The sequence below is a fragment of the Phytopseudomonas straminea genome (assembly GCF_900112645.1).
Lineage (GTDB): Bacteria > Pseudomonadota > Gammaproteobacteria > Pseudomonadales > Pseudomonadaceae > Aquipseudomonas > Aquipseudomonas straminea.
Genome location: NZ_FOMO01000007.1, coordinates 66,276 through 82,979, shown reverse-complemented (window position 1 = coordinate 82,979; position 16,704 = coordinate 66,276). Strand labels below are relative to the sequence as shown.

General features: G+C 64.4%; 16 protein-coding genes. 12 read left to right on the top strand and 4 right to left on the bottom strand.

The features are described from left to right. Window positions 1-32: 32 nt before the first annotated feature. The 5 genes from BM279_RS17240 (at window position 33) to BM279_RS17220 (ending at window position 5,801) form a co-directional block, all read left to right on the top strand. The gene (locus BM279_RS17240; RefSeq protein WP_093505908.1) at window positions 33-899 is read left to right on the top strand and encodes an oxygenase MpaB family protein; all 867 of its coding nucleotides are present in this window, start codon (window positions 33-35) and stop codon (window positions 897-899) included. A 252-nt stretch (window positions 900-1,151) separates the two neighbouring features. After that, window positions 1,152-2,168, top strand: coding sequence for a class I SAM-dependent rRNA methyltransferase (locus tag BM279_RS17235; RefSeq protein ID WP_093505704.1), 1,017 nt, complete (start codon window positions 1,152-1,154; stop codon window positions 2,166-2,168). A gap of 77 nt (window positions 2,169-2,245) precedes the next feature. Next, window positions 2,246-5,200, top strand: a complete 2,955-nt coding sequence (locus BM279_RS17230; RefSeq protein ID WP_093505702.1) for a DUF748 domain-containing protein — start codon at window positions 2,246-2,248, stop codon at window positions 5,198-5,200. 5 nt (window positions 5,201-5,205) lie between these two features. Next, complete coding sequence (locus BM279_RS17225; protein ID WP_093505701.1) at window positions 5,206-5,496, top strand: DUF2845 domain-containing protein; 291 nt, start codon at window positions 5,206-5,208, stop codon at window positions 5,494-5,496. Further along, window positions 5,493-5,801, top strand: a complete 309-nt coding sequence (locus BM279_RS17220) for a DUF2845 domain-containing protein (RefSeq protein ID WP_081729549.1) — start codon at window positions 5,493-5,495, stop codon at window positions 5,799-5,801. The genes BM279_RS17225 and BM279_RS17220 overlap by 4 nt, the downstream gene beginning before the upstream one ends. Before the next feature lie 202 nt (window positions 5,802-6,003). Here BM279_RS17220 and BM279_RS17215 read toward each other — a convergent pair whose 3' ends face one another. Continuing rightward, window positions 6,004-6,291, bottom strand: a complete 288-nt coding sequence (locus BM279_RS17215; RefSeq protein WP_093505699.1) for a PA4642 family protein — start codon at window positions 6,289-6,291, stop codon at window positions 6,004-6,006. 182 nt (window positions 6,292-6,473) lie between these two features. Between BM279_RS17215 and dauA the strand changes: the two genes are divergently transcribed. Beyond that, window positions 6,474-8,180 carry a C4-dicarboxylic acid transporter DauA gene (gene dauA, locus BM279_RS17210; RefSeq protein ID WP_093505697.1) on the top strand — a complete coding sequence of 569 codons (1,707 nt, stop codon included), beginning with the start codon at window positions 6,474-6,476 and terminating at the stop codon, window positions 8,178-8,180. Window positions 8,181-8,429: 249 nt separating this feature from the next. Here the strand turns inward: dauA and BM279_RS17205 are convergent, their stop codons facing one another. Next, window positions 8,430-8,987 carry a hypoxanthine-guanine phosphoribosyltransferase gene (locus tag BM279_RS17205; protein WP_013790053.1) on the bottom strand — a complete coding sequence of 186 codons (558 nt, stop codon included), beginning with the start codon at window positions 8,985-8,987 and terminating at the stop codon, window positions 8,430-8,432. A gap of 249 nt (window positions 8,988-9,236) precedes the next feature. On the opposite strand from BM279_RS17205, the gene upp reads away from it, so the two are divergent. Both upp and BM279_RS17195 read left to right on the top strand, forming a co-directional pair. Continuing rightward, complete coding sequence (gene upp, locus BM279_RS17200) at window positions 9,237-9,875, top strand: uracil phosphoribosyltransferase (protein ID WP_013790052.1); 639 nt, start codon at window positions 9,237-9,239, stop codon at window positions 9,873-9,875. 3 nt (window positions 9,876-9,878) lie between these two features. Continuing rightward, complete coding sequence (locus BM279_RS17195; RefSeq protein ID WP_093505695.1) at window positions 9,879-11,156, top strand: uracil-xanthine permease family protein; 1,278 nt, start codon at window positions 9,879-9,881, stop codon at window positions 11,154-11,156. Between the two features lie 39 nt (window positions 11,157-11,195). Here the strand turns inward: BM279_RS17195 and hemH are convergent, their stop codons facing one another. Both hemH and BM279_RS17185 read right to left on the bottom strand, forming a co-directional pair. Further along, window positions 11,196-12,218, bottom strand: a complete 1,023-nt coding sequence (hemH, locus tag BM279_RS17190) for a ferrochelatase (RefSeq protein WP_093505693.1) — start codon at window positions 12,216-12,218, stop codon at window positions 11,196-11,198. Between the two features lie 54 nt (window positions 12,219-12,272). Then, complete coding sequence (locus tag BM279_RS17185) at window positions 12,273-13,172, bottom strand: TIGR01777 family oxidoreductase (protein ID WP_093505692.1); 900 nt, start codon at window positions 13,170-13,172, stop codon at window positions 12,273-12,275. Window positions 13,173-13,450: 278 nt separating this feature from the next. On the opposite strand from BM279_RS17185, the gene BM279_RS17180 reads away from it, so the two are divergent. The 4 genes from BM279_RS17180 to BM279_RS17165 all read left to right on the top strand — a co-directional run bounded on the left by BM279_RS17180 (window position 13,451) and on the right by BM279_RS17165 (window position 16,703). After that, window positions 13,451-14,443, top strand: a complete 993-nt coding sequence (locus BM279_RS17180) for an NAD(P)/FAD-dependent oxidoreductase (RefSeq protein WP_093505690.1) — start codon at window positions 13,451-13,453, stop codon at window positions 14,441-14,443. Next, the gene (locus tag BM279_RS17175) at window positions 14,440-14,667 is read left to right on the top strand and encodes a TIGR02450 family Trp-rich protein (RefSeq protein WP_093505688.1); all 228 of its coding nucleotides are present in this window, start codon (window positions 14,440-14,442) and stop codon (window positions 14,665-14,667) included. The genes BM279_RS17180 and BM279_RS17175 overlap by 4 nt, the downstream gene beginning before the upstream one ends. Before the next feature lie 132 nt (window positions 14,668-14,799). Next, a complete protein-coding gene (locus tag BM279_RS17170; protein ID WP_093505686.1) occupies window positions 14,800-15,768 on the top strand; it encodes a YbgA family protein in 969 nt (322 codons plus the stop codon). Further along, window positions 15,765-16,703 carry a MerR family transcriptional regulator gene (locus BM279_RS17165; protein WP_093505684.1) on the top strand — a complete coding sequence of 313 codons (939 nt, stop codon included), beginning with the start codon at window positions 15,765-15,767 and terminating at the stop codon, window positions 16,701-16,703. The genes BM279_RS17170 and BM279_RS17165 overlap by 4 nt, the downstream gene beginning before the upstream one ends. Window position 16,704 lies beyond the last annotated feature (1 nt).

Below are 16,704 nucleotides of genomic sequence, written 5' to 3'. Positions count from 1 at the left end.
CTTGGATCGGGCAAGCGCTGAAACTGCGCGTCATGGAAAGCCTACGTCGTCAGATCGAAAAGCAGGTGCACAGCCTTACCGGCGCGTCCTTGGGCGTGCTCGACCTTGATCAGCCGCGCTTCGACGCCGGTTTGTTCGGCCCCGAATCGATGGTCTGGAAGGTCCACGCCGACTTCACCTCGATGATGGTCGGCGGCATCTCCGCCCTGCTGCTACAGATGCTCCACCCGCTGGCCCTGGCCGGCGTGTGGGACCACTCCACCTTCCGCCAGGACATGATCGGCCGCCTGCGTCGCACCAGCCTGTTCGTCGCCGGTACCACCTATGGCGGCCGGCACGACGCCGAGCAGCTGATCGACAAGGTGCGGCGCATCCACCTGCAGGTAGTTGGCCAGGCGCCGGATGGCCGGCCCTATGCCGCGTACGATCCTGAGTTGCTGACCTGGGTGCACGTCTCCGAAGTCAGCCAGTTTCTGGCCGGTTACCTGCGCTATGTGGACCCAGAACTGCCGGTCGCCGAGCAGGATCGCTATTACCGCGAGGTGGCGCTGATCGCCGAACGCCTGGGCGCCCAGAACGTGCCCAAATCCAGCCAGGCCATCGGCGATTATCTGCAGCGCATGCGCCCGCAGCTGCAATGCGATGACCGCACCCGCGAAGTGGTTCGGCTGCTGTATGCCGCGCCAGTGCCGAATATTCTGGCCAAGCCCTTTGGCAGCCTGATGATGCAGGCCGGCGTCGACCTGCTGCCGGACTGGGCCAGCGAGCTGCTGGGCGAACATCAGGTCGCCTGGCGCCGCCCGGTGATCCGCGCCGGCGTCAGACGCACCGCCAAGCTGCTGCGCTGGGCGGTGGTCAACAGCGCAGCGCAGCGAGCCGCCCGGCGCGTGGCACCCTGACCTGAGAACCTGTTCAAAGTCTGCTGCGTGTCGGCACTGCGGCGTTAAAAACAGGCTGGATTGCCAGCCCAGTCGGACTGCTCATTTACAGCTCGTAAACTCCGCATCCTCGCCTGTTTTTTGCGGGGCCGCCTAGGCCTTGCATTGCTCTAGCTCGTGAGACTTTGAACAGGCTCTGAGGCATCGGCCGTGAACCGGCAGCCGGCGCTTTTTTGCTAAACTGCCGGCCCTCCCTTTTCCGAGACGCCGCGCGTGCATTCTCTTGACCAGGCGCTGCGCGCCGCCCTCGCCGCCCGCGAAAACCTTTTCAATGACCTGCACGCCCAGGGCACCGACTGCTATCGCCTGTTCCATGGCAGCCAGGAGGGCGCCGGCGGCCTGACCGTCGACCGCTACGGCCCGCAACTGATGGTGCAGAGCTTTCACCAGACACTCGGCCGCGACGAGCTGCTTGCCCTGCACGGCCAGATCAACGAAAGCCTCGGACTGACCACCCTGCTGGTCTACAACGACCGCTCCAAGGGCAACTCGCGCATTGATCGCAGCGACGCGGTGTACGTCGCCGATGACAGCGCATTGGTCGATCTGGTGGGCCGGGAATGGGGGCTCAACTACAGGGTGCGTGGCCGCCATGCCGGGCAGGACCCGCTGCTGTTTCTCGACCTGCGCAACGCCCGCGGCTGGGTGCAGCGCCACAGCGCCGGCAAAAGCGTGCTCAATCTGTTTGCCTACACCTGCGGCGTGGGCCTGAATGCTGCCGCCGGCGGCGCGAGTGAGGTGGTCAACCTCGACTTCGCCGAAGGCAACCTGACGGTCGGCCGCGAAAATGGTGTGCTCAACCCGGATCTGCCAGCCATGCAGTTCGTGCAATCGGATTACTTCCCGGCGATCCGCCAGTGGGCCGGGCTGCCCATCGCCGCGCGCCGTGGCCAGAAGCTGCCGAGCTACCCGCGCCTGGAAAAGCGCCAGTTCGACCTGGTGTTTCTCGACCCGCCGGCCTGGGCCAAGAGCGCCTTCGGCACCGTCGACCTGCTGCGCGATTACCAGAGCCTGCTCAAGCCGGCGATTCTCGCCACGGCCGAGGACGGCACCCTGGTGTGCTGCAACAACCTGGCGAAAGTGCCCATGGACGAATGGCGCGAGCAGGTGCTGCGTTGCGCCAGCAAGCTCGGCCGCCCGGTGCGCGAATACGAACAGCTGCCACCGGCTGCAGACTTTCCCTCGGCCGATGGCAACCCACCGCTGAAGACCCTGGTGCTGCATTTCTGAACGGGCCACCCTTCCCTCGGAACCTAGGCCCCGTGCCATAATCCAAGGCACTCCCGCCAGGAAGATGAAGCGAAACCATGCCCAAAGGATTGCGCCGCGCCGCCACTGCTCTGTTGATTGCCCTGGGCCTGTACAGCCTGATCGGCTTCCTGATCCTGCCGGGCATTGCCCTGCGTATCGCCAATCAGCAGTTGGAGAACTACGCGACCGAGCCGGCGCGATTGGATCGCCTGCAGCTCAACCCCTTCACCCTGGAATTGAAACTATGGGGCCTGCACCTGGGCGAGCCCGGCAAGGAGCAGGTGGCGTTCGAACACCTGGCGGTCGACCTGGAGCTGGACAGCCTGTGGAGCGGCGCCCTGCACCTGGCGGACGTCACCCTGGTCAAGCCGCACACCGAGGTACGTTTCAGCAAGGACGGCACCCTCAACCTGGCGCAGCTGTTCAAGCTGCCGCCCAGCGAGCCCAAAACCGATGAGCCTGGCGAGCCGTTTCCGCTGCGCATCGACCGTATCGAACTGGCCGGCGGTAACCTGCGTTTTCAGGACCTGCGCCCGCAGGAGCCGATCGACATCCACTACGACGACCTGAACCTCGAGCTGCACAACCTCAGCACCCTGCCCGACGACAACGCCGATATGACCCTGGTGGCCACCGGCCCGGCGGGCGGACGTATCGACTGGAGCGGCGAGCTGAGCCTGAGCCCGTTCAGCTCCAGCGGCACCCTGAAGATCACCGACGAACCCATGCAGGCGTTCTGGCCCTACGTGCGCGACGCTGTGCCGCTGGTGCTCGAACAGGGTGTGGTCAACCTCGCCACCGACTACCGCCTGGACTTGCGCAAGGGCACCGAGCTGAGCCTCAGCAACACGCGCCTCAAGGCGGCGCCGTTCGCCATGAAGGCGCCGGACGGTAAGCCGCTGATCAAGCTGCAATCGCTGGAAGTCAGCGAAACCTCGCTGGACCTGGCCAAGCAGCAAGTAGTGATCGGGAAGGTACGCGGACAGCAGCTCGAAGCCTGGGCGAGCCGTGAAAAGGATGGTGAGCTGGACTGGCAGAAGCTGTTTGCCGGTAAATCCGGACAAGGTGAGAAACCGGCCCCAGCAGCCAAGTCGAACAGCCCCGAGCCCGCCAAACCTGAGACCGCCGAGGCAGAAAACGACGAGCCAGCGAAAAAGCCGGCCAAACCCTGGCAGGTGCAGGTCAAGGACGTGCAACTGCGCGACTACCACGCCCATCTGGTGGACCGCGTGCCAGACGACGAGGTCGCCGTCGAGCTCGGCCCGCTCAATCTGGACATGCAGAACTTCGACAGCCTGGGTACCTCGCCTTTCAACCTCAAGCTGGATACCGGCATCGGCAAACAGGGCAAGCTGCAGGCCGAAGGCCAGGTGCAATTGAGCCCGACTACCGCCAGCCTGAAGGTCGCCACCCGCAACGTCGATATGCGTGTGGCCCAGGCCTACATCAGCCCCTTCGTACATCTGGAGCTGCGCAGCGGGCTGCTGAACAGCGATCTGGATGTCGCCCTGACCGGCACCGAGCCGCTGGCGCTGCGCGTGCAAGGCAAGGCGCAGGTGACCCAGCTGCACACCTTGGACACCATCAAGGACCGTGACCTGCTGCGCTGGAAGCAGCTCGACCTGGGCGGCATCGACTACCGCCACGGCGAGCGCCTGGACATCGAACGGGTGGACCTGGAGCAGCCCTATGCGCGCTTCATCATCAACGAAGACCTGACCACCAACGTCAACGAGCTGATCATCAAGCAACCGGCCGGCAGCGCCTCCCAGGCCAAGTCCGCCGCCAATGCCTCGGCGGATAAGCCCATGGCGATCCGCATCGGCGAGGTCAGCCTCAAGGACGGCTCGGCCAACTTCGCCGACTTCAGCTTGCGGCCCAACTTCGCCACCGCCGTGCAGCAGCTCAATGGCCGCATCGGCACCCTGGACAGCACCAGCAGCAAACCGGCGCCGGTCAACGTCACCGGCAAGGTGGACCGCTACGCGCCGGTCAGCATCAAGGGCAGCCTGACGCCGTTCGATCCGCTACAGAGCCTGGATATCGCCACCCAGTTCAAGCAGGTCGAGCTGACTACCCTGACGCCCTACTCCGGCAAGTTCGCCGGCTACCGCATCCGCAAGGGCCGCCTGAATCTGGACCTGCACTACCGCATCAACGACGGCAAGCTCAACGCCGAGAACAAGGTGCTGGTTGAGCAATTGCAACTGGGCGAGAAGGTCGACAGCCCGGACGCCGTCGACCTGCCGATTCGCCTGGCCGTGGCCCTGCTCAAAGACACCCAGGGGCGCATCTCCCTGGAACTGCCGCTGCAGGGCAACCTCAACGACCCGCAATTCAGCGTCATGCCCATCGTCTGGCAGACCTTGCGCAACCTGGTGCTGCGCACCGCCCAGGCACCGTTCAAGTTCATCGGTGGGCTCGTCAGGGGCGGCAGCGACATGGACCTGAGCACCGTGGCCTTCGCCCCTGGCAGCGCCGAGCTCGACGAGCAGGCGCAAAAGACTCTGGACACCCTGGCTGACGCCCTGCAGGAACGCCCCGCCCTGCGCCTGGAAATCGAAGGCGCAGCTGCCCAGAGTGCCGACGGCCCGCTGCTCGCAGAGCGACGCCTGCAACGCGAATATCAGGATTACCTGTACCGCATCATGCAGCGCCGTGGCGATAAGGTGCCGGGCAGTGCCGAGGAGCTGGTGGTGCCCGAGGACGAGAAAGCCCCACTACTCGAAGGCATCTACCGCGCGCGCCTCAAGCAGCAGCCGCCGGCCGAATGGGCCAAACTGAGCGATGACGAACGCACCGCCAAACTGCATGCGGCGGTCCTGGCATCCTGGAGTGACAGCCGCGGTCTGCAGCGCCAGCTCGCGCAGCAGCGCGCGGCGGCGATCAAGGATTACCTGGTGGACCGCGACAAACTGGCGGACGAGCGCATCTACCTGCTCGACGTCAACCTCGGCCAGGCAGAACCCGATGGCCGTGTGGCCACTCCCCTTCATCTGGGCAGCGAGTGACAAGCATGAAACGACTAGGTCTGCTGCTGGTGTTATGCGCCAGCCCACTGCTGAGTCACGCCGACACGCTACGCTGTGGCAGCAAGCTGGTGAACCTTGGTGATCGTACCTTCGAGGTGATGCAGAAATGCGGTGAGCCCGCGTTCCGTGACCCGGTCGGCTACACGGTCGGCCCCTACAACCGGCGCGAAACCAATATCGAGGAATGGGCCTACGAGCCCAGCAACGGCATGTTTACCATCCTGACCTTCGAGGGCAATCGGCTAACGCGCATCGAGCGCAAACGCCGGCAATGACCATGATCAAGACACTATTTCCCTGCGCCCTGCTGGTGCTGCTGGCCGGCACCGCCAATGCCTCGACCTGGCGCTGCGACAGAGCGATCGCCAGCACCGGCGACACCACGGCCGAAGTACAGGCCAAATGCGGCGAACCGAACAACCGTTCGTTCATCGGCTACAAGGATCAGACCGACCGCTACGGTTTCACCCATGAGGTGCAGATCGAAGAATGGAGCTATGGGCCGCGCAACGGCATGAACTACTTTCTGCGTTTCGAAGGCAATCGCCTGGAACGGATCGACAGCAAGCGCGGCGATTAGCTTGCTGTGCTGATCAGATAGGCGACGACTGGATGTCGCCGCCGGTGAACGCGTGGCTTTAGTAGGAGGGGCTCTAGCCCCTAGCTCTTTGTTTGCGTTAATAAAAACTCGCGACTAAAGCCGCTCCTACGCAATCGCTGAGCTTCTGTTTCTACCTTGTAGCAGCCTCTTTCACGTCGCCTAAAAACTCGTGGACAGGTTTTTAACCGCGAGCAGCTTTGACTGCCGCGACGTAGGCCTCAGCATTGCGCTGATCCTGGATCAAGGCAACGAAGTCATTACCGTCAGCGTCCTTGGCATCCAGGTCGTAACCGGCCTCGACGAAGAAGCCCAGGAAACGTTCGAAGTCGTGGTCACGCAGGCCGCGGTAGGCTTTAACCAGTTTGTGCAGCGAAGGCGGCGTGGCATCGGCCGGTTCCACGGCGAGGAACAGCTTGATCTGCTCATCGCTGATGTCGTCACCAATGACCTGCTTCTTGTCTTTACGCATCGCTCACTCCAGCCAACCAGAACACGGGGCCGGCAGTGTACCCCTGGCGTGACGAGCGCTCAACGCACCGCGCATCCGGCGCTCCTATCACCGCCACAGGCAAGGCGGTACGCGACCTAAGTCAACACCCGGGCGTCCGGCGCCGTTCTATACTGCCGGCATTCCTTTCAGGAAGCGCCGCCATGCCTACCCTGTTCGCCGCCTGCCGCCAGAGCCTGCGTAGTGGCTACTCTTGGGCCAGCCTGCGCGGCGACCTGGCTGCCGGCCTCACGGTGGGCATCATCGCCATTCCACTGGCCATGGCTTTGGCGATCGCCGTCGGTGTAGCGCCGCAACACGGCCTCTACACGGTGCTGGTCGCCGCACCGCTGATTGCCCTGTGTGGCGGTTCGCGCTTCAACATCTCCGGCCCTACGGCGGCCTTCGTGGTGATCCTGTTGCCGATTACCCAGCAGTTCGGCATTGGCGGCCTGCTGCTGTGCACGGTGATGGCCGGGCTTATCCTGATCGCCCTGGGCCTGCTCAAGGCCGGGCGGCTGATCGAGTTCGTGCCCTACCCGGTCACCCTTGGCTTCACCGCGGGCATCGGCATCGTCATCGCCACCCTGCAGCTCAAGGATCTGCTTGGCCTGCAACTGGCCGGGCAGCCGAGCCACTACGTGCAGCAGATACAGATGCTCTGGCAGGCGCTGCCAGGCATCCAGCCCGGGGACACGATGGTTGCGCTGGCGTGCCTCGGCGTATTGTTGGTCTGGCCGCGGCTGGTGCCGCGGGTACCCGGGCACTTGGTAGCGCTGACGGTCGGTGCGCTCTTGGGCCTGGCACTGGAACACGGTGGCTTGCCGGTAGCGACCCTCGGTGAGCGTTTCAGTTACAGCGTCGACGGCGTCAGCTACCCAGGCATTCCACCTTTCCTGCCGAGCTTCGCCTGGCCCTGGCAACTGCCGGGCGCCGATGGTCAGCCGCTGGTGCTGTCGTTCGAACTGATCCGCCAGTTACTGGCGCCGGCCTTCGCCATCGCCATGCTCGGCGCTATCGAGTCGCTGCTCTGCGCGGTGGTGGCCGACGGCATGACCGGCAGCAAGCACGACCCCAATGCCGAACTGCTCGGCCAAGGCATCGGCAATCTGGTCGCACCGCTGTTCGGTGGTATCACCGCCACCGCAGCCATTGCCCGCAGCGCCACTAACGTGCGGGCCGGCGCGCGCTCGCCGCTCGCCGCAATCATTCATGCTGGCGTGGTACTGGCGGCCATCCTGTTTCTCGCCCCGCTGTTCAGCTACCTGCCGATGGCCGCGCTGGCCGCTCTGCTGCTGATCGTGGCGTGGAACATGAGCGAGGCCCATCACGTGGCTCATACCCTGCGCATCGCGCCGCGCAGCGATGTGCTGGTGCTGCTCACCTGCCTCTCGCTGACGGTGCTGTTCGACATGGTATTGGCGGTGGGCGTCGGCCTGCTGCTGGCCGCCGGGCTGTTCATCAAACGGATGAGCGAGCTGACCGATGCCCAGCGCCTGCCGCGCAACGGCCATCAGGCCCTGAGCGACCTGCCCGAACACGTGCTGGCCCTGGCCATCCGCGGGCCGCTGTTCTTCGGCGCGGCGCAGCGCACACTGGAAGCGCTGCGCCGGCTCGATCCGCATATCCGCGTGGTGATTCTGGATGTCAGCGCCGTGCCGATGCTCGACATGACCGCCCTCGCCGCCCTGCACAGCACCGTGCTGGAATACCGCCAGCAGGGCATCGCCCTGATCATCAGCGGCGCGTCGCCATCACTGCGCCTGAAGCTGCGTAGGGCTGGCCTGCAGCGGGCCCACGGGCGCCTCAGTTACGCCCGCGATCTGCCCCAGGCGCGAGCGATCTGCGAGAGCTGGCCAAGCGACGCCTGAATCGCGTGCCAGCCAGCCGAGGGGCTTGGAAGCCATTCACGATCTTCGGGGGTGATTTCAGCGCTTTGCCTGCAAAGTGGCGTTAGCAGCCGGTGAACGGAGTACTTGTAGGAGGGGCTTCAGCCCCGAGCTCTTTGTTTGCCTTGATAAAAAGCTCGGGGCTGAAGCCCCTCCTACGGGTTACGCGAACGGCTGCTATTGCCTTGTAGCCGTCTCTTTCATGTCGCCCAAAAAATCGGGAACAGGCTCTCAGAGCCCCTTCACCGCATAGATGCCCGGCGCATTGCGCCAGTAGCCCTTGTAGTCCATGCCGTAACCGAAGATGTAGCGGTCGATGCACGGCAGGCCCACGTAATCGGCCTTCAGGTCCGGGCGTGCCTTGCGGTCGTGATCCTTGTCGATCAGCACCGCGGTGTGCACGTTGGCGGCACCGGCGTGGTGGCAGAAATCGATGATCGCGCCCAGGGTGTGCCCTTCGTCGAGGATGTCATCGATGATCAGCACGTCGCGGTCGATGAACGACACTTCCGGCTTGGCCTTCCAGAACAGCTCGCCGCCGCTGGTCTGGTTGCGGTAGCGGCTGGCGTGCAGGTAGCTGGCTTCCAGGGGGAAGTCGAGCTGGGTGAGCAGCTTGCCGGAGAAGATCAGCCCGCCGTTCATCACACAGAACACCACCGGGTTGCGCTCGGCCAGATCAGCGTTGATGGCGGCGGCGACGCGGGTGATGGCGGCTTCCACGTCGGCTTCGCTGTACAGGCAGTCGGCTTCGGCCATGACCTGGCGGATGTGGGCGAGATCGGCAGACATAGGGTGTCCTCGTTGGCGGGCGCAGGCGGCTCCGCATGGGTGGCCCCGGCGCGGGATTTTTCACCGGGTCAGAAAAAAGTCGGCCACGTTACGCATCCGCCTGACAAGGCGCAAGCGCCGGCAGCGACACACGACAAATGGCACAGCCGTTGCTCGACGAATGCAAAAAGTTCCATATCGGCAGCGCCAAGTTGCAATGCAATGCTTTAATCTAGCGTGTTTTTTGCCCATTTTTGCCGGAGACCCGCAATGCCCGTCCTCGAGATCCGCCACCCGCTGATTCGCCACAAGATCGGCCTCATGCGCCGCGCGGATATCAGTACCAAGAACTTCCGTGAGCTGGCCCAGGAAGTGGGCGCCCTGCTCACTTATGAGGCGACCAAGGATCTGCGCCTGGAAACCTATGAAATCGAAGGCTGGGCGGGTCCCGTGCAGGTCGAGAAGATCTCCGGCAAGAAGATCACCGTGGTGCCGATTTTGCGCGCAGGCATCGGCATGCTCGACGGCGTGCTCAGCCTGATTCCGGGCGCCAAGGTCAGCGCCGTCGGCGTGGCCCGCAACGAGGAAACCCTGCAGGCGCACACCTACCTGGAAAAGCTGGTGCCGGAAATCAACGAGCGCCTGGCGATGATCATCGACCCGATGCTCGCCACCGGCAGTTCCATGGTCGCCACTATCGACTTGCTGAAAAAGGCTGGCTGCAAGGAAATCCGCGCCATGGTGCTCGTCGCTGCCCCCGAAGGTATCAAGGCGGTGAATGAAGCGCACCCGGATGTGCAGATCTACACCGCCTCCATCGACCAGCGCCTCAACGAACACGGCTACATCATCCCGGGCCTAGGTGATGCCGGCGACAAGATCTTCGGCACCAAGCAGAAGGACGCCTGATCGATGCGCGACGAATTCAACGATCCGCTGTGGCGCCAGGTGCTGTCCGGCGCCCAGATGTTGTTCGTGGCCTTTGGCGCGCTGGTGCTGATGCCGTTGATCACTGGCCTGGATCCCAACGTGGCGCTGTTCACGGCGGGCCTGGGCACCATCCTGTTCCAGATCGTCACCGGTCGCCAGGTACCGGTGTTCCTGGCCTCGAGCTTCGCCTTCATCACCCCGATCATTCTCGCCAAGGGCCAGTTCGGCCTGGCGGAAACCATGGGCGGCGTAGTCGCGGCGGGCTTCGTTTACACCTTTCTCGGCCTGGCCGTGAAGATCAAGGGTACCGGTTTCATCGACCGCCTGCTGCCGCCGGTGGTGATCGGCCCGGTGATCATTTCCATCGGCCTGGCCATGGCGCCGATCGCCGCCAACATGGCCATGGGCAAGGCCGGTGACGGCAGCGTGCTGCTGCCTTACAGCACGGCGATGTGGATCTCCATGCCGACCCTGCTGACCACGCTGGTCGTCGCCGTGTTCGGCCGTGGCATCTTCCGCCTGGTGCCGATCATCTCCGGCGTCGTGGTGGGGTTCGCCCTGTCGCTTTATTTCGGCGCCCTGGATCTGGGCCACGTGGCCGATGCGCCCTGGCTGGCGGTGCCGGCCTTCACCGCACCGGCATTCAACTGGCAGGCAATCCTGTTCATCGTGCCGGTCGCCCTGGCACCGGCCATCGAGCATATCGGCGGCGTAATCGCGGTGGGCGGCGTAACCGGCAAGAACTACCTGAAGAAGCCAGGCCTGCACCGCACCCTCCTCGGCGACGGCCTGGCCACCTCGGCCGCCGGTCTGTTCGGCGGCCCGCCCAACACCACCTACGCCGAAGTCACTGGCGCGGTGATGCTGACCAAGGCCTACAACCCGAAGATCATGACCTGGGCAGCGATCTTCGCCATCGCCCTGGCCTTCATCGGCAAGTTCGGCGCCATCCTGCAGAGCATTCCGGTACCGGTGATGGGCGGCATCCTGTGTCTGCTGTTCGGCTCAATCGCCGCGGTGGGCATGAACACCCTGATCCGCCATAACATCGATCTCAGTGAGGCGCGCAACCTGGTGATCGTTTCGGTGACCCTGGTATTCGGCATCGGCGGCGTACTGATCGGCACCGGCGACGGCCCGGACGACTTCGGCCTCAAGGGCATCGCCCTGTGCGCCATCGTCGCGATCCTGCTGAATCTGATTCTGCCCGGCAACGATGGGTGGAAACGCAAGGCTGCCGACGAGGCGCCTGACATCTGAGAAGCAAAGAAAAATGCCCGGCACTAGCCGGGCATTTTTTTACACGCTCTGCGGGGCTCGCTCGCACAGCCGCTTGAGCGCCTCCACCCAGCTGGGGTGGTCGTTCAGGCAAGGCACCAGCTCCAGGCTTTCACCGCCGGCCTCGACGAACTGCTCGCGGCCGCGGTCGCCGATCTCTTCCAGGGTCTCGATGCAGTCGGCGACGAAGGCCGGGCACATCACCAAAAGTTTCTTCACACCTTGCGCGGCCAGCTCGTCGAGGCGCGCCTCGGTGTAGGGCTCGATCCACTTGTCCCTGCCCAGGCGCGACTGGAACGACACCGACCACTGCTCCGGGCGCAGCCCCATGCGCGTGGCAAAGGCTTCGGCGCTGCGCATGCACTGGGCCCGGTAGCAGGTGGCAAGCACCTGGGGCGATGCCGTGCGGCAGCAGTCCGGCCCGCGCAGACAGTGATTGGTCGCATCGAGCTTGCGCAGGTGGCGCTCCGGCAAACCGTGGAAGCTCAGCAGCAGGTGATCGAAGTCTTTCTCCAGGTACGGACGAGCACTGTCGGCCAAGGCCTCGATGTAATCGGGATCCTGGAAGAACGGCGGCAGGATCGAGAAACGGATCGGCAGCTTGCGCTCGCGCACCACACGCTTGGCTTCCTCGATCACCGTGGTAGTGGTGCTGTCGGCGAACTGCGGGTAAAGCGGCGCCAGGGTGACCTGGGTGATGCCCTGCCCGGCCAGGCGTGCCAGCACGGTTTCCAGCGACGGCTCGCCGTAGCGCATGGCCAGTTCCACCGGGCCGTGGGTCCACTGGTTTTTCATCGCTTCCTGCAGGCGCTTGCTGAGCACCACCAGCGGCGAGCCTTCCGGCCACCAGATCGACGCATAGGCGTGGGCTGACTGGGCCGGGCGGCGGATCAGGATCAGCGAAACCAGCAGTCGGCGCAGCGGCCAGGGCAGGTCGACCACGTAGGGGTCCATCAGGAACTGATTGAGATAACTGCGCACATCGGCGACCTCGGTGGACGCCGGCGAGCCGAGGTTGACCAGCAGTAAGGCGTGATCGGTCATGCAATATCCCTTGAAGGTGTCGCGATCAAGCCCCAGCCGGATCGCGAACAGGTGTTAGTGAAGGCTCAGCAGGTCGACCAGCGCCACGTCCAGGCGGGTGAAGCGAAACTCGAAGCCTGCCTCCTGCGCCCTGGCCGGCAACGCGTGCTGGCCGCCAAGCAACAACAGCGACATCTCGCCAAGGGCCGCGCGCAAGGCGAAGCCCGGCAGCAGCATCAGCGTGGGCCGGTGCACCGCATGACCAAGCTCCTTGACGAACTCGGCATTGCGCACCGGATGTGGCGCGCACGCATTATAGGGACCGCGCGCCTGCTCATGCTGCAAGAGAAAATCAATCAGGGCGATTTGGTCGGCGATATGAATCCAAGGCATCCACTGGCGTCCACTGCCGATGCGCCCACCGAGACCGAAGCGGAACGGCGTGGCCATGCGCTTGAGCATGCCGCCCTCCTTGGCCAGCACCAGACCGGTACGCAGCAGCACTACGCGAATGCCCAGCGCCTCGGCTTGCTGGGCGGTCTCCTCCCAGGCGATGCACAGCTGCGCGGCGAAATCAGCGCCTGGCTTGGCCTGCTCGTCGATGATGTGCTCGCCGGCATCGCCATACCAGCCGACCGCCGAGCCGGATAGCAGCACCGCCGGCTTCTGCTCGCGCCGCTGCAGCCAACTCACCAGGCGTTCGGTAAGCCCGATACGGCTTTCCCACAACAGTTGCTTGCGCGCCTTGCTCCAGGGGCGGTCCGCAATCGGCGCGCCAGCCAGATTGACCACCGCATCGAGGGGCTCGTCGCTGATGTCCTCAAGGCGTGCGACGCCCCGCACGGACGTGCCACACAGCACCGGCACCTGCTCGGGGCGCCGGCTCAACACGGTCAGCTGGTGGCCCTGAGCGGCCCACTGATGGCAGAGCGCCTGGCCAATCAGGCCGGTACCGCCGGTGATCAGGATATGCATGACAGACTCCTCGTTATGCTGTGTCTCAGCGTTCGACACGACGCGTGTAAGCTTGCTCAAGAACAATCCGCGCCCCCGCCTGCCGCCGACGGAAACGGGGGAAACTATTGTCGGGCGCACCTATTCTGAAGAGTAGATGCCCTGGCTGCAGATACTGCCCGACACGAACGCGCTCGTGCATGCCCTGCACATTGTACGAGCGATGTTCGAGGCGTAGCCTGAGGCCCAGCGAGTCGACGACAGGCAGTCGCGGCGACTCGACAGCAGGTGAGGTAACCATGACCAACGCAGCTCCCATCGCCATCATCGGCACCGGCATTGCCGGCCTGTCCGCCGCCGAGGCGCTCCACGCCGCCGGCTACACCGTGCAATTGTTCGACAAGAGTCGCGGCAGCGGCGGCCGTATGGCCAGCAAGCGCAGCGACGCTGGCGCCTTAGACCTCGGCGCCCAGTATTTCACCGCCCGTGATCGCCGCTTCGCCACCACTGTGGCCCAATGGCAGGCCCGCGGCTGGGTCGAACCCTGGACGCCCAACCTCTACCAATACGCAAACGGCTTGCTCAGCCCCTCGGCCGACGAGCAGATGCGCTGGGTCGGCAAACCGCGTATGAGCGCCATTACCCGTGCCATGCTCGGTGCGCTGCCGGTGAAGTTTTCCTGCCGCATCACCGAGGTGTTTCGCGGCGAACAGCACTGGCACTTGCTCGATGCCGACGGCGAGAGTCACGGCCCGTTCGCCCAGGTGATCATTGCCACTCCCGCACCACAGGCCAGCGCCCTGCTGGCGGCCGCACCAAAGTTGGCCAGCACCGTAGCCGGGGTAACCATGGAACCGACCTGGGCGGTAGCCCTGGCCTTTGCCGAGCCGCTACAGACACCGCTGGAGGGCTGCTTCGTGCAGGACGAGGTGCTCGACTGGACCGCACGCAACCGCAGCAAACCGGGGCGCGATGCCATCCCCGACACCTGGGTGCTGCACGCCAGTAGCACCTGGAGCCGCCAACATCTGGATCTGGCTAAAGATCAGGTGATCGAACAGCTGCACGGCGCTTTCGCGGAAATGATCGGCTGCGCCGTGCCCGCGCCGGTGTTCAGCCTGGCCCATCGCTGGCTGTATGCGCGCCCGTCCGGTGCTCATCAACTTGGCGCCCTGGCCGATGCCGACCTGGGCCTGTACGTATGCGGCGACTGGTGCCTGTCTGGCCGTGTCGAGGGCGCCTGGCTGAGCGGCCAGGAAGCAGCCCGCAAACTGATCGCCCATAACCAATGAGCGCCGCCAAACATCGGCTGACGCCACGCAAACTGCTGCTGTCGAAGTGGACGGCAGCAACGCCGCAAAACCGCGAAAAGCATTTTCTGGTCACCGAACTGTTTTGCGACGAAGAAGGCACCGTGCTCGAAGTGGAGCTGCAGGCGGTGCTTAGCAAGCGCGTCCAGCGCCTGGACTGGCGTGACTTGCAGGACGGCGAACGCTGGCTGATGGGATGGCGTTGAACCTGGCTGAATTGACCGGCTCTATGCCTATAACCCTGTACACGAAATTTGACTTGTACAAGATCAGGCTTAAGATGAAATAACCCTGTACAGAAACAAAGCCTTGTACAAGGTCATTTTTGAAGGTGCGCCATGTCCGTCAGCCCGCAGTACCGCAGAAAACCCACACTCGGCGTCAGCGCCTGCCTGCTGGGAGCCGAAGTTCGCTACAACGGCGGCCACAAGGCGTCGAGGCTGTGCCTGGAACAGCTCAGCGAGTACTTCGATTTCATACCCTACTGCCCCGAAGTGGCCATCGGTCTGGGCACGCCCCGCGAGCCCATTCGTCTGGTCGGCGACCCGGCCGCGCCGCGCGTGGTAGGCACCGTGCATCCAGATCAGGATCACACCGATGCGCTAGCCGCCTACGGTGAACAGGTTGCAGCCGAACTGCCGGCGATCAGCGGCTATATCGTCATGCAGCAGTCGCCGTCCTGCGGCCTGGAGCGGGTCAAGGTCTACCAGGATAATGGCCATCCTAGCGAACCCAAAGGCCGCGGCATCTTCACCCGCGTGCTCTGCGAGCGACACCCGAACCTGCCCATCGAGGAAGAAGGCCGCCTCAACGACCCGGTGCTGCGCGAGAACTTCCTGACCCGCGTGTTCACCTACTCGCAGTGGCAGACACTCTGTGAGTCGGGCTTGACCCGCAGCAAGCTGATCGAATTCCACGCCCGCCACAAGTACCTGCTGATGGCCACGGACCCGTTGCGCTACAAGCGCCTGGGCCAGATGCTGAGCGACCTCTCCGCGCAGGATCTGGACGAACTGGCCGGCCGTTACATCGCCGAGCTGATGACCGCCCTCAAGCGCTGCGCCACTCGCGGCACCCACAGCAACGTGTTGCAGCACCTGAGCGGTTACCTCAAGGGCGCCCTCAGCGCCGAGGAAAAGCAGGAAATGCAGCAGCTGATCACCCAGTACCGCAAGGGCATCATCCCGCTGGTGGTGCCGCTGACCCTGCTCAAGCACCATTTCCGTCAGCACCCGGATCGCTACATCGCCCAGCAGGTCTACCTGCAGCCGCACCCGGAAAACCTCAGCCTGCGAAACGCCATATGAGCCGGCCAATTTCCAATCAGCCAGGCACTGCGCAGGACCTGGTAGCCGCCGGTTATCTGCCGATTCGCGACGTGGCCGGCATCACTGGCGTCAACCCGGTGACCCTGCGCGCCTGGGAGCGCCGCTACGGCCTGATCGTCCCGCACCGCACCGCCAAGGGCCACCGCCTGTATTCACCTGAGCAGGTGCAGACCATCCAGACCGTACTCGGCTGGCTTAATCGAGGCGTTTCCGTCGGCCAAGTGAAAAGCCTGCTGCGCGCCGACCAGCCGCTGCCTGCCGAGCAGGCTTCGCAGTGGCAGGAGAAACGTGACCGCCTGTGCGATGCCATCCACGCACTGGACGAGCGCCAGCTGGATGAACGCTTCAACGCCGAGCTCGCGCTCTATCCGGTGCAGATCCTCTGCCAGCATCTGCTGCTGCCATTGCTGGTGACCCTCGAAGCACGCTGGCCACAACTGCCCGGAGCGGCCACCGAACGGCTGTTCCTGCATAGTTGGCTGCGCAGCAAGCTGGGCGCACGGGTGTATCACGACAATCGTCAGCACCAAGGCCAGCCACTGATGCTGATCAACCTTTGCCAGTCGCCGATGTCGCCACAGCTGTGGCTGTGCGCCTGGCTGATCGGCACCGCGGGCTGCCCGGTGGACGCCTTCGATGGGCCGATGCCCCTTGATGAGCTTCCGCTGGCCATCAGCCGCCGTCGCCCTCGCGCACTGCTGCTGTTCTGCGAAGCCGACTCCAACACCGACGCCCAGTCGACCCTGCAGCAGTGGCTGGGCGACCACGGCATACCCTGTCTGCTGATCGGTATCGAAAATCAGCAGGAAGCCGAGCAACTGGTCGCCCGCGCTCCCGACTCAGCGGACGTCACCGTGGTCGCCGATCCGCTGGCGGCGCTGCAAAACCTCGCAGATCGCCATCTGCTCGAATAGG

Excerpts from the sequence above, each read along its gene's own strand:
- BM279_RS17240 (WP_093505908.1), top strand. The coding sequence starts at position 33 with ATGGAAAGCCTACGTCGTCAGATCGAAAAGCAGGTGCACAGCCTTACC.
- BM279_RS17230 (WP_093505702.1), top strand. The coding sequence starts at position 2,246 with ATGCCCAAAGGATTGCGCCGCGCCGCCACTGCTCTGTTGATTGCCCTG.
- BM279_RS17225 (WP_093505701.1), top strand. The coding sequence starts at position 5,206 with ATGAAACGACTAGGTCTGCTGCTGGTGTTATGCGCCAGCCCACTGCTG.
- BM279_RS17220 (WP_081729549.1), top strand. The coding sequence starts at position 5,493 with ATGACCATGATCAAGACACTATTTCCCTGCGCCCTGCTGGTGCTGCTG.
- BM279_RS17215 (WP_093505699.1), bottom strand. The coding sequence starts at position 6,291 with ATGCGTAAAGACAAGAAGCAGGTCATTGGTGACGACATCAGCGATGAG.
- dauA (WP_093505697.1), top strand. The coding sequence starts at position 6,474 with ATGCCTACCCTGTTCGCCGCCTGCCGCCAGAGCCTGCGTAGTGGCTAC.
- BM279_RS17205 (WP_013790053.1), bottom strand. The coding sequence starts at position 8,987 with ATGTCTGCCGATCTCGCCCACATCCGCCAGGTCATGGCCGAAGCCGAC.
- upp (WP_013790052.1), top strand. The coding sequence starts at position 9,237 with ATGCCCGTCCTCGAGATCCGCCACCCGCTGATTCGCCACAAGATCGGC.
- BM279_RS17195 (WP_093505695.1), top strand. The coding sequence starts at position 9,879 with ATGCGCGACGAATTCAACGATCCGCTGTGGCGCCAGGTGCTGTCCGGC.
- hemH (WP_093505693.1), bottom strand. The coding sequence starts at position 12,218 with ATGACCGATCACGCCTTACTGCTGGTCAACCTCGGCTCGCCGGCGTCC.
- BM279_RS17185 (WP_093505692.1), bottom strand. The coding sequence starts at position 13,172 with ATGCATATCCTGATCACCGGCGGTACCGGCCTGATTGGCCAGGCGCTC.
- BM279_RS17180 (WP_093505690.1), top strand. The coding sequence starts at position 13,451 with ATGACCAACGCAGCTCCCATCGCCATCATCGGCACCGGCATTGCCGGC.
- BM279_RS17175 (WP_093505688.1), top strand. The coding sequence starts at position 14,440 with ATGAGCGCCGCCAAACATCGGCTGACGCCACGCAAACTGCTGCTGTCG.
- BM279_RS17170 (WP_093505686.1), top strand. The coding sequence starts at position 14,800 with ATGTCCGTCAGCCCGCAGTACCGCAGAAAACCCACACTCGGCGTCAGC.
- BM279_RS17165 (WP_093505684.1), top strand. The coding sequence starts at position 15,765 with ATGAGCCGGCCAATTTCCAATCAGCCAGGCACTGCGCAGGACCTGGTA.